The sequence below is a fragment of the Frankia sp. AgPm24 genome (assembly GCF_023243055.1).
In the GTDB taxonomy this organism is placed as follows: Bacteria; Actinomycetota; Actinomycetes; order Frankiales; family Frankiaceae; genus Frankia; species Frankia umida.
This window is the reverse complement of record NZ_JALKFW010000176.1, coordinates 18,968-31,008: the sequence shown is the minus strand read 5'-3', so window position 1 is coordinate 31,008 and position 12,041 is coordinate 18,968. Positions and strand designations below refer to the sequence as shown.

Genomic DNA, 12,041 nt, shown 5'->3' with positions numbered 1-12,041 from the left:
CTCCGCGATCCGTGCCAACGCCCGCGCGAGATCCGCCTGCAGGCTCACCACCAGCGCCGCGAGCTCGTCCTACGACGACACCGACAGCGCGGGCGGATCACCAGACACACCCGGACCCTACGGTCCGAGCAACCACACCGCGTCAACACTCCCGGGCCGGCGAGCCATCGAACAGCCCCAGCCCGCCGTAAAACCAAAAACAAACGATCTACGAGACCAGTTGCCTGCCCGCCTCAACCTGCTTGATCTGGATGCTTTCATCGCTGGCCACTTGGTCCGGGGAGGCCGGCTAGGCAGCTTCTCGTGGATCTTTAAGCCAGATGAAGATCGCGGCGATGGTGAGTTCGTTGCGGTAGTAGTGGGCGCGCTTGGTGTAGCGGGTCGCGAGTGCGCGCCCTTGCTTGAGCCGGTTGAAGAACCGTTCGACGACGTTGCGGTGCTTGTACCGTTCGGTGTCGAACACCGGTGGCCGTCCGCCCGCGCGGCCGCGCCGCTGGCGGTTGGCCTTCTGGTCGGCGCGTTCGGGGATCGTGTGGCTGATGCCGCGGCGGCGTAGTTCGTCGCGGATCGCTTTCGTGCTGTAGCCCTTGTCCGCGAGTACATGCTCGGGGCGGGTCCGGGTCCGGGGCCGGCCCGGGCCGTCGCGGCGGACCCGGATTCCGTCCATGACCTGCAGGAACTGGGTGGAGTCGTTGACCTGTCCGGCGGTCAGCCACAGCGACAGTGGACGGCCTTTCCCGTCGACCGCCGCGTGGATCTTGCTGGTCAGGCCGCCCCGGGAACGACCGAGCGCCTCCGCCTGCTGGGCGGTGTCCGGGGTGTGTCCGTTGATGGGACGGTCCCCTTTTGATCCTTCGGGACGGCGTGCGGGGCGCCGGCGGCATGCTGGTGGGCACGCACGATCGACGAGTCGATCGACGCCTCCCAGTCGACGGCGCCGACCGCGTCGTCCTTGACCACGACGTGGTCGAGGATCCGATCCCAGGTGCCGTCCAACGACCAGCGGCGGAACCGGTTGTAGACCGTCTGCCACGGCCCGTACCGTTCCGGCAGATCCATCCAGGGCACACCGGTGCGTTCCCGGAACAGGATCCCGTTCAGGACCATCCGATGATCCGACCAGCGGCCGCCCCGCGGCGGATCCTGGGGCAACAACGGCGCGATCCGTGCCCACGCCACGTCGGTGATCTCATGCCGACCAATCATGGATTATGAAGCCTATCCGGCGACCTTGATCCACGAGAAACCGCCTAGGTCGCGGCCGCCTCGATCTTGGCGGGCGGCGGGCGGCGGGCGGTGCCGACCGAGACGACGGAGCAAACGGCAATTATATGGGCATATCACGCGAATGCCGCTATTTATAACGCTTCTGATCTGAAGATGCCTAACTGATCCTGATAATTGATATGTTCATCTGCTCGCCCCGCATCGGGTGGGTACTTCCCAGGTTCTTACTGGGTGGTAGGCGGCTAGGGAGGATCTGTGATTGATGCCACGGAAGAGGGGCTGAGGTCGGAGGTGGTCCGGGCCGCGGCCGGAAGATGGGCAGACAGCCTGGTTGACCTCAGTCGAAAAAACGGCCTCCTGTGGCGCGGAAAATCGAGCACGGACGCCCTAGATCTCACCGATGCCGATCCGGAGGCCGTGAGTCAACTCTTGGGCGGTCAAAAGATAAGCCTCCGCGCTCTTTATCCCGATCCGGCTGCGTACAAGACCGCCAGTCCTCGGCTGCAGAGTGTGCGTAGAAAGATCACAAATTTCAGCGAGGAACAGGGGATTGAGGTTGGGCATGTTGCCTGCGGGCTCCTAGGAATGAAAGCAGGGAAGGCGAGCGGAACGGTCCCTATCCCCCCGATTCGGGCGCCTCTTTTGCTTCAGCCGGTTGTCGTCCATGGCCGGAGATCCGGGCGCGGCGACCTAGCTCTGGAACTGCATTCCGTTGCGCAGCTGAACCCGGTGTTGATCTACGCGCTCGATAAGCTCCGAGGGTTTCGGGTCGACGACGATCTGGCGGGACTGATTCGGGAAGAGCTCGAGGCGATCGATGATCTACGCGCGAAGGCAAAAAACGTCTACCAGCTCATCACAGTAGCATTGCAGAGATACGACAATGCGAGCGAGTTTGATGAACAGATCATTGTGGGGATCTTCAGCTTCGAGAAGATGGCCATGGTGGAGGATTTGCGGAAGTCGGCCAAACTGTTGGCCGCACACGATATCATCGCAGCCCTCGCCGGTCACAAGCCCACGATAGAGGCGCTGATGGCCGACAGGAGTTCGGAACTGCCGCCGGACCGCATTAGGCCAGAAGAAGAGCTGATAGTTCTGGACGCTGATTCCTCGCAACACAAGGCGATCAGCGCGGCCCTGTCGGGAAGGCACCTCCTGATCGAAGGGCCGCCAGGGACAGGGAAAAGCCAGACCATCGCCAACATTGTCGTAAGTCTCGCAGCGGCTGGTAAGAAGGTGCTCTTTGTGGCCGAGAAGAGAGCCGCGATCACGGCCGTGACCGACCGTCTTGATGAGGTGGGCCTCGCCCGTCTAATTTTCGACCTTCATGACGCGGGGGCGAGCCGGCGGACTGTACTGAGGAAGATCACCGATGACCTGGAGGTTCAGGGCCAGGAAGTTGAGAAGAATGTTGATGACCTGCACCGCGAACTGATGAGGAGACGTTCCATCCTCGCCTCCCAAACCGACGCGCTGCACGACGTACAGGAGCCATGGCGGATAAGCTTCTATCAGGCGATGTGTCACCTTCAGGGACTAACCCAGAGACACATCATTGACTTGCGAATACCGGTCGCTGCTTTCGCGGGCCTCGACGCCGAAACGTTCGGTGAGGCCATGGCGAATCTCAAGGATCTGGTTGACAAAGGTGGTCTTTCTATCCGGCGGGGAAGATCGAGCTGGTCTCGGGCGACAGTTCGGGATACCGCGGAGGTCGCCAGAATCCTGTCTGACCTGGACGAGCTCACGGCGTCGACGTTTGATGAAACATTCAAGCGGCTGGGTGAGGTGGCCCACGCGACCGGGCTGCGCTGCCCTGACCGGCTTGACGAATGGGGAACACTACTTAAGCTGGTCAGCGACGTCGAAGGGTCCATACGGAAGTTCGGTGACAACGTATTCACCACCGATCTTCAAGATCTGGTAGTCGCCACCGGTGACAGCTATTTTCGGGCACGAAGCCCCAAGAAGATCGGATTCTGCCAACGCCGCCGGCTGGTAAGAAAAGCCTGGATGATGTGTACTGAGGGCGCTGATGACGCGCGGGCGCTCCACTCGGGGCTGGCGGCCGTCCTCGACCAGCAGGCGCGGTGGTCGCAGCTGTCAAGGTCTGGCGGGCCGCCGACCATCGTGGCGGGTAGCGCTGAGGCCGTGGAGCAGTACAAACGACTGTGGGACCAGATCTCCTCGGTCGCCGCGAGCGCCCAGATGGAGGGCTGGGGTGCTTGGTCGCCGGGCGTCCTGCAGAAAGCCTTGGGCCGCCTTGCCGCCGAGCGTGAGGTGCTCTACCTCTTGCCCGAAATCAATCGGCTCATCGATTGGTTTACAGCGAAGGGCTTGGGGAAACTTCTGGACGATCTTGTGGCATGCGAGCCCAGCGCTGCCGAGGCAGCCGCTGCGCTGCAGCGGGCCTGGTTGTTCTCGGTGCTTGATGTGTTGCAAACGCGGCTTCCTGCGCTCGGTGGTTTCGTAGGCCGCCAGCACTCCAGAATCGTCGAGGAGTTCAAACAGCTTGATACGGATCATCTCCGGGCCAACGCAACGCGGGTACGTCATGCTGCGGCCGAGCGTCTTCAAGCGGCACGTGAGCAGAACCGCATTCAGACCTGGAAGATCGATAGGCAGGCGCAGCGCCGAGTGGGACATGCTCCTCTCCGGGGTCTTCTCCTGGAAGCACCCGATGTACTCCTTGCTCTGTACCCATGTTGGGCGATGTCGCCGCTTGTCGTCAGCCGGATGCTCCCTCCTGAGTGCATATTCGACGTGGTCGTTTTTGATGAGGCAAGCCAGGTAGAGCCGCACACCGCAATCCCCTCGATCATGAGGGGGCGACAAATCATCATCGCGGGCGATGAGAAACAGCTACCGCCAACCACGTTCTTCGACCGGGCGCTCTCTGACGACGATCCCGACCCAGGTGGCGATGCGAGGGCCGGCAACGACCTGGGTGTGTACGAATCAATTCTTGATCATTTCAAGTGCGTTATACCACAATGGAGTAGGAAACCGCTAACCTGGCACTACCGGAGTCGGGATGAGAGGCTCGTAGCGTTTGCCAACAAAGAGATCTACGGCGGTAAGCTGATCACCTTTCCTGGCGTGGGGGCCGAGCCTCCGATAGACTTGCAGGTAGTCGAAGGTCGAGCGGTTCCCGGCCAGGAGGGTTCCGCTCCGGAAGAGGTCGAGCGGGTTGTACAACTGGTGCTTGGTCACGCTGAGCGCCGACCGGGAGAAACGCTTGGTGTCATTACTCTGGGCCTTCCTCATGCCGACCGGATCAGAATGGCGCTCAGTGTAGCGCTGCAAGAAAATCCGGAGCTAGCTGCCTTCTTTTCTAATGATCGCGAGTTGCGGAAAAGGTTTTTCGTCAAAAATTTGGAGCAGGTCCAAGGTGACGAGCGGGATGCGATAATCCTGAGCCTGGGGCACACAAAGAATGCGGCCGGCAAGCTTACCATGAATTTTGGCCCGCTTACTAATGAGGGTGGAGAGCGCAGGCTCAACGTCGCCGTCACTCGCGCGCGCGTGCGCATGACCGTGGTGAGTTCCTTCACTCATCACGACATGACTCCAGCCGTGGAAAAGACCAAGCATCGGGGCCCTGAGCTACTTAGAAGATTCCTGGAATTTGCCGCCAATCGAGGTGTAGGCGACCTTCCGGGAAGACCGCTTGGCGTCGAAATGAACGCCTTTGAGAAGAACGTCTACGAAGCTCTTTCCGGTGTAGGAATCCCCACTTTTCCGCAATGGGGGGTCGGGGAATACAGAATCGACTTTGCGTTGGCTCATCCTGAGTCGCCCGGGCGCATGGTCCTCGCTGTGGAGACCGACGGCCTCCAGTATCACAGTACGGCGAGCGCCCGTGAGCGGGACCGGCTTCGGCAGGAGCAGCTGGAGCGGCTGGGCTGGCGCTTCTGCCGAGTTTGGTCCATCGACTGGTACCGCGATCCGCGTGGCGAGACTGCGCGGATCGTCGAGGAGTGGCGGCGTGCCTGCTCCAAGGTCGACCTTCCGGCCGCAGCTTCGGCTCACTGAACTCAGACCCTGCGCGCAGGCTCCGCCGGTCATTTTCGTGCCGGCCTAGGAAACAGGAGTGTGGATGCTGCCCTTGGACCCGAGGACCGTCGAACGAGTGGCGAAGCTCGCCTGCGACATTGGTGGCCCTTATGAGCGGGCGGGATGGAAGGTTGAACGGCTTCTTCGTCATGCAGGCTGGACCGATCCGCCCGAGTACGATGGATCGTCACGCGTTCACTGGCTTATCGAGGAAATGCAGGAACGTCGTGAAATACATGCGGACATTGAACGTCTGCTATGCAGGTTGTGTGACCCGATGGAGTACGACGATGGGGTGGAGGCTGCGACTGTTGTTCAGATCGAACTTAACCGCATTCTCGAACCAGAGCGCTTGATCGTCTCAACGGCGGCTGGGAGACCGGTGCTTGCCGACCTCAATGCACTACAGTTAGTACCTGTCTTCTCGGCGCCGTCCGATCTTGACCGTCGCCTGCCGCCCCTCATCGCGGACGAGGCCATGGTGACGATCCTGTTGGGGCGCATCGCCGAGGTTCATGCATGCGAGGCAGGAAAGGCATACCTCCTTGCAGTGGTGGGGATCGGCTCTTTTGTTGAAGGTCTCCTCTTCTCTGTGTTGACCGAGCGCGATCCCGTGCTCCTCAAAGACGGATTCCCCGGATTCGCCGGACAGAAGGGAAAGACTCCCGCACACAGGGCCAGTTTGGCTCTCCTGCTGAGTGCCGCACACAAGAAGGGCTGGATCCAGATCGATGCAAAAGAATTTATGGAAAAAGTTCGAGAATTTCGCAACTACGTTCATCCCCGCCAGCAGCTGGAGTCCAAATTCAGCCCGGACGAGTACACGCTGGGTATGTGCTGGGGACCGGTACGCGCCATCCTCAACGACTTGGAGGTAGCCCTTGTCGCCGGAGCAGGCTAATGTGTCCCGATCCGATGTCGTCCTGGGCCCCGCGGAACGACCGTGGTGATCCTGTTTCTCTCCGTGGTCGTCCTGCCGGCCTTCGGCGGCCTCTACTGGCTGTCTCGATGCGGAGCTGTGACCCGGTCGACCACCCGCCTGTGCTACCGCGCCCGCCGCGGACTCTTCAGGCGGTGTCATGATCACGGGTTTCAGGTCATATCGCGGGGTGACCTTCTTGCGGTCATGTTCTTCGCGATCACATATGGCGGGCTCCGCCTCTGGGGTGCCGTCAGCTGACGGCGCCCACTCCCCCTCAGCCGTCTGCTCGGCGTGGGTCGACGGTTCTGTGGCCGGGAGGGCCCTTGCTGCTGCGCCACGCCGGAGCTGGGATTAGCTAACCGGCCACAGTTCAACCCGTCGTACAAGGCCCCGTGGCCACGGCGATTCTCGGGCGCCAGCGTCAGGTCGACCAGCGTCCTGACCGGCCCGTCGGTGCACAGCACCGCATCCGTCACCTCGAACAGCGCGTCCGCACTACGGACCAGACAGTCGTAGAACTCCTGCCGGAAGCGACACAGCATCCCCAGAGCCTCGACGCGTCCTGGTTCGTCCTGCACACTGCCCATCACGACCTTCGGTTTGATCACGGCTTCTTTGGCGAGAGCACGCTCTTCCGAAGGTCGTTCCACGTCACGAGGACACGCCGAACCACCCCACGACACCAGCAGGTATCACGCAGCGTGACAGTCAGAGGTTAAAGGGCGAGCTCAGATGCCAAATCGCAGCGGAAACAGATCGAGAATACGCACCAGCGATCAAGATCCCTTGACCCCAACCCTCTGCAATTACTCCTCGTAGTCGAGGTCTGCCGGTGCGCCTGGGGAATCGAACCAGACGATCAACGCCCCGACCTGGGCATCTTCTATTCGATCACCATCAGATCTCATAGCTTTTACCTATTTGCCCAGGTCGGGGCATTGTTACTCATCGTGGTGGAGGTGGCGGGAATCGAACCCGCGTCCTCCGGCACCGAACCAGGGCTTCTTCGGGCGGAGCCTGCTACTTGTTTCTCGGCCCCGTCAGACTCGCAGGCAAGCTGACATAGGCCCAGTCGCTGTTTGGTTTTCCGCCTTGCCCCGCGACCGGGCCAGGCGGTGATCCTCCTAGCGACGCCAGACCCTGGGCCGGAGGAACTCCCAGGCTGACGGCTAAGCTACTTAGGCCGCGAGGGCGTAAGAGCTAGCAGGCTGCGTGTTGTTGGCAGCTGTTTTTTCGAGCGGAGCGTTAGCGAGATAACCGCTCATCCTCGACCCGCTTCCCCTGTCTCGACGTCCGAAGTCGAAACCGATCACCCCCAGGTAGGACGGTACTGAGGGTCGAGTCTACCCCAGGACCGCACGGACGCCGCCCCGCCGCGAGACCATCACGGCACGAGACCACGGCGGCACGAGACCCTGGCAGCACGCGCGCCGCGGCGGGCATGTCCGGGCGCCCGGGATAGTTGTATCGGCAACAACGTTCGTGCGGGCACCTCGTCCGCCGCCTTCGGGGAGAGCATCGTGGCCATCAAGGAACTGGGGCACCTCGTCCTGTACGTGCGTGACCTCGAACGCTCCGTCACCTTCTACCGGGACGTCCTGGGCTGGCGCCAGGTGTTCCCCTACCCCGCGGACGACACCGGCGGCCCGCTGCGCGCGCCGGTGGCGGCGTTCTCCTCCGGGCGGACCCACCACGAGCTGCTGCTCATCGAGGTCGGCGAGGATGCGGCCGCCGTCCCGGCCGGGCGCCGGCTCGGCATGTACCACTTCGGGCTGAAGGTCGGTGACAGCGACGACGAGCTGCGCGAGGTGCTGGCGACGATCCAACGCGCGGGCGTCCAGATCGTCGGCGCCTCCGACCACACCGTCACGCACAGCCTCTACATCCTCGACCCGGACGGCAACGAGATCGAGCTGTACATCGACGTCGCGGACGCGGACTGGCGCTCCGACCCGGCCCTGGTCGCCGCCCCGATCCGTCCGCTGCGCCTGTAGCGAGCCGGCCGGCGGGCGGCGTCCTACCGGAAGCGGCTTCTCGCGCGCTGCGCGTCGACGAGGTCGGTGGGGGCGGTGGCGGGCGAACCGGCGTCGTACGGCGGCTGCGGGTCGTACTCGATGCCCAGTTGGATGCCCTGCGCCCGCCGGTCCCCGGCGATGCGGCCGGCGAGCGCGAGCGCCATGTCCAGCCCGGACGAGACCCCGGCCGCGGTGACGTACTTGCCGTCGAACGTCACCCGCTCGCCGCTCGGGACGGCGCCGAGGGCGGCCAGGGCATCCACGGCCAGCCAGTAGGTCGCCGCCCGCCGCCCGCGCAGCAGGCCGGCGGCGGCGAGGATCAGCGAGCCGGTGCACACCGACGTCGTCCAGGTGCTCGTCCGGTCCACCGCACGCAGCCAGGCGTGCACCGGACCCTCGGTCATGTGGTCGCTCTGGCCCGGCCCGCCGGGCACTAGGACGACATCCGGGTTCGTCACGTCGGTCAGCGGCGCGTCCACGGTCAGGCCCAGGCCACCGGACTCGTCGCGTACCGTCCCGACCCGTTCGCCGACGAAGACCACCTGCGCGTCCGGTAGCTGCCGCAGCACCTCGTAGGGCCCGATCGCGTCCAGAACCGTCACCCGTTCGAACAGCAGGATCGCGATCCGCATGTCCGCTCCTCGCCCCCACCCGGCACTCCCAGTCACTTTGGGTGACACTACGCCGGTGGCGGCGTCCGAGGAGGCGGCGGACCAGCGAGAGACAGCGGACCGGCGGGTGTGGCTGCTGATGGTGATGGCCGGCCTGACCGGCCTGGTGGACGCGACCAGCTACCTCGGGCTCGGCCACGTGTTCGTGGCGAACATGACCGGCAACGTCGTCTTCCTCGCGTTCGCCCTGGCCGGCGCCCCAGGACTGTCCGCCGACCTGTCGGCGTTGGCCCTCGTCGGTTTCCTCACCGGTGCCGCCCTCGCCGGCCGGATCGGACGGCATTCCGCACCCGGACGGCACTGGCTGCTGGTCGGGATCGGCACACAGGTCATGCTGCTCGGCGCGGCCCTGCTCGCGGCGATCCTCACCGACGCCGTGGGCACCGGCGGTGGGCACGACCCGCGGCTGCGGTACGAGGTGGTCGTGCCACTGGCGATGGCGATGGGACTGCAGCACGCGACCGCGCGGCGGGTGGCCGTCCCCGAGGTTCCGACGAACGTGCTGACCACGACCCTGACCGGCCTGGTCGTCGACTCCCGCCTCGCCGGCGGACCCGGTTTCCACGCTCCCCACCGCCTCGGCGCGCCCGCGGCGATGTTCGGCGGTGCGCTGCTCGGCGGCGCCTGCCTGCTGCACGTCGCGGCCCTCATCCCGCTCGCCCTCGCCACCGCACTCGCGCTGGCCTGCCTGCTGGCGACAGCCCTCGGACGTCCATCCGGCTCCTGAGCGCGGCCGTCAGGCGCTGCCCTCAGTCCAGCCGGGCGGCGACGGTGGCAGCGGCAGCGATGGCGATGGCGATGGCAGCGGTGACGGTGACGGTGACGGTGAGGCTGGCTGCGATGGCGATGGGGCTGCGGCTGGCGGCGAGACGGGGACGCAGACCAGGGCCCAGGGTTGGTCGCGTAGCCGGGTCATCATGACGGTGACGGCGGGACCCCCGGGAACCAGGTCGCGGCGGCGCGGGAGCAGGCGGCGGCGCAACGCGTCGACGTCACCGGCGAGGCCACGCCGGCGGATCTCCAACGACCCGATGCCGCGGGTACGCAGCAGCGCGCCCAGCCGGCGCACGTCGAACGGCAGATCGGCGTCGATGCGCAGCAGGCGCGCGAACGGGGTGTCCACCGGATCGTCGGACGTCAGAAAGGCGATCATCGGGTCGATCTGCCAGGCGTCCAGGCGGCGCGCGAGCTCCCCCACCAGCCCGGCACGGGTCACCGCGGGGCTGGGGTCATACAGATACCCGCCGGGAGCGCCGAGCCGGCCGTCCGAGTCCGGCGCATCCGGCTCCCCCACCAGACTCACCGTTCGCTCCGGCCCGGCCGCACCCACGGGGCCTGCCCCGTCGGCCGGGTCTGCCGGCGCCTGCTTTGACGGTTCCGCGGAACCGTCCGACGGGACGGGGCGCAGGATCGTCGCCCGGCGGCGGGCGGAGGCGAGCGCGGGGGAGAACAGGACGGCTTCCTTGAGGTCCCGGCCGTCCGCGACGAACTCGATCTCCCAGCCGGACGGCACCACCGCGACGTCGATCCCCGGGGCGGCCTTCACCGCCACCGCGGCGACCTGGTCCACCAGGGCGAAACACCACGGCAGCGGGGGTTCGCAGGCGGACGATCCCAGCCGCCGATCCCCGGCCCGCCGCGCCGGATCGACGAACACCCCGTCGAACCCAACAAGATCAACATCCCGGACGTCCGCCAGTCGCGTCCCGACCCGCGCGCTGATCCCCGCCCCCGCATCCCCCGCGGACGTGACACCGGACGTGCCGTCAGCCCGCCCCGCGCCGCCGAACCCGGCGCTGTCCGTCGCGGCGCTGTCCGTCGCGCTGTCCGTCGCGGCGCTGTCCGTCGCGGCGTCGAGTGCGGCGTTGTGCGCGGCCATCCGCAGGTGCAGCGGGTCCCGGTCGACCAGCAGGATCTCCCGGTCAGCCGTGCCCGCCTCGCCGTCCGCCGCGTGGACCAGGGCCTGGGCGTCACCGCCGATACCGGTACACAGATCCGCCAGCCGGGCGAGGCCCGCGAAGCGCTCGGCCCGATGCGCGGCGGCGGCCTGCGAGGACGCCTGCTCCAGCCCGGCGCGGGTGAAGAACATCCGCTCCGCGAGCGCGAACTTGGCCTGGGCATGACGGCGCAGCTCCGCCTGGCCGAACGCGACCGCGACCAGCTCGGCCGGCACCCCCTCGGCCCGCAGCCGCGTCCCTACCGCCAACTCCCGGGCCGCGACTGCCCTGGACCCGCCCGGCCCGGCATAGACGGCGCAGGCCGCCGCCAGGACCTCGATCCCCCGCGGGGTGAGCAGAGCCTCGAACCGCGACAGCCGCCCAGCCTCGCCAGCACCGTCACCGGCAGCGGCGGCATCGGCGCGGTCACCGGCAGCGGCCGGAGCGGCGGATCGGCTGGTGCTCAGCTGTAGCGGCCCTTGACCCGGCGGCCCATCTCGCGGCTGATCTCGCGGGCAGCGTCCCGATCGGCGAGGGCGTGGCGCTTGTCGTAGGCCTTGCGACCACGGGCCAGGGCGATCTCGATCTTCGCCCGGCCGTCCTTCCAGTACAGACTCAGCGGGACTAGGGTGAGGCCGCCCTCCTGCGTCTTGCCGACGAGCTTCTCGATCTCGGCCCGGTGCAGCAGCATCTTGCGCTTGCGCCGTGGGGCGTGGTTCGTCCAGGTGCCCTCGGTGTACTCCGGGATGTGCACGTTGTGCAGCCAGGCCTCACCGTCGACGATCTGGGCGAACCCGTCCACGAGTGACGCCCGACCGGCCCGCAGCGCCTTCACCTCGGTGCCGCGCAGCACCAACCCCGCCTCGTACGTGTCGAGGATTTCGTAGTCGTGGCGGGCCCGCTTGTTCTGCGCGATGGCCTTACGCCCCTGCTCCCTCGGCACCGTCTGCGCCCCTTCTCCCTACACCGTCCATCATCCGCGAGTACCCGCGACCCACGTCCAGCGACCCACGTCCAGCGATCTACGTCCAGCGATCTACGTCCATCAACCCGTGACCCGTCCACCCGAATCGCCGCGCCCGTCCGCGGCCAACCTGCGGCCCGCCGACGTCCGCCCATCCAGCAGCGCCCTTCCATCGTATCGATCATGCGGGCCCATCCGGCACCCGCCACCGCGACCCGAACACCAAACCCATCATGCCCGCGCGCC

The 12,041-nt window shown here is 65.9% G+C and carries 8 protein-coding genes, 1 other RNA gene and 1 pseudogene; 4 read left to right on the top strand and 6 right to left on the bottom strand.

What is annotated here, in order from left to right; genetic code table 11:
* Positions 1–289: 289 nt before the first annotated feature.
* Positions 290–1,206, bottom strand: a protein-coding gene (locus MXD61_RS11855; protein ID WP_374628835.1) for an IS5 family transposase whose coding sequence is annotated in 2 segments (ribosomal slippage) — positions 290–868 and positions 871–1,206 — 915 coding nt in all. Because the reading frame shifts where the segments join, the coding sequence is not laid out codon by codon here.
* A gap of 276 nt (positions 1,207–1,482) precedes the next feature.
* Here MXD61_RS11855 and MXD61_RS11850 point away from each other — a divergent pair.
* Positions 1,483–5,265, top strand: coding sequence for an AAA domain-containing protein (locus MXD61_RS11850; protein ID WP_248812908.1), 3,783 nt, complete (start codon positions 1,483–1,485; stop codon positions 5,263–5,265).
* 97 nt (positions 5,266–5,362) lie between these two features.
* Positions 5,363–6,187: a hypothetical protein gene (locus tag MXD61_RS11845; protein ID WP_248812914.1), complete on the top strand. Its 825-nt coding sequence runs from the start codon at positions 5,363–5,365 to the stop codon at positions 6,185–6,187.
* A 377-nt stretch (positions 6,188–6,564) separates the two neighbouring features.
* Here MXD61_RS11845 and MXD61_RS11840 read toward each other — a convergent pair.
* Positions 6,565–6,795: pseudogene (locus MXD61_RS11840) on the bottom strand (transposase); the annotation flags it as partial.
* 364 nt (positions 6,796–7,159) lie between these two features.
* Positions 7,160–7,525, bottom strand: a transfer-messenger RNA (tmRNA) gene (gene ssrA, locus MXD61_RS11835).
* A gap of 203 nt (positions 7,526–7,728) precedes the next feature.
* Between ssrA and MXD61_RS11830 the strand changes: the two genes are divergently transcribed.
* Entirely contained in the window at positions 7,729–8,202 is a 474-nt protein-coding gene (locus MXD61_RS11830; protein WP_248812906.1) for a VOC family protein, read from the top strand.
* A 23-nt stretch (positions 8,203–8,225) separates the two neighbouring features.
* Here the strand turns inward: MXD61_RS11830 and MXD61_RS11825 are convergent, their stop codons facing one another.
* Positions 8,226–8,855, bottom strand: a complete 630-nt coding sequence (locus MXD61_RS11825; RefSeq protein ID WP_248812905.1) for a DJ-1/PfpI family protein — start codon at positions 8,853–8,855, stop codon at positions 8,226–8,228.
* 55 nt (positions 8,856–8,910) lie between these two features.
* Here MXD61_RS11825 and MXD61_RS11820 point away from each other — a divergent pair, with 55 nt between their 5' ends.
* Positions 8,911–9,621: a YoaK family protein gene (locus tag MXD61_RS11820; RefSeq protein WP_248812904.1), complete on the top strand. Its 711-nt coding sequence runs from the start codon at positions 8,911–8,913 to the stop codon at positions 9,619–9,621.
* Between the two features lie 9 nt (positions 9,622–9,630).
* Here the strand turns inward: MXD61_RS11820 and MXD61_RS11815 are convergent, their stop codons facing one another.
* Positions 9,631–11,208: a class I SAM-dependent methyltransferase gene (locus tag MXD61_RS11815; RefSeq protein WP_374628836.1), complete on the bottom strand. Its 1,578-nt coding sequence runs from the start codon at positions 11,206–11,208 to the stop codon at positions 9,631–9,633.
* An 86-nt stretch (positions 11,209–11,294) separates the two neighbouring features.
* On the bottom strand, positions 11,295–11,774 hold the full coding sequence (gene smpB / locus MXD61_RS11810; protein WP_163550796.1) for an SsrA-binding protein SmpB: 480 nt from the start codon (positions 11,772–11,774) through the stop codon (positions 11,295–11,297).
* Between the last annotated feature and the right edge of the window lie 267 nt (positions 11,775–12,041).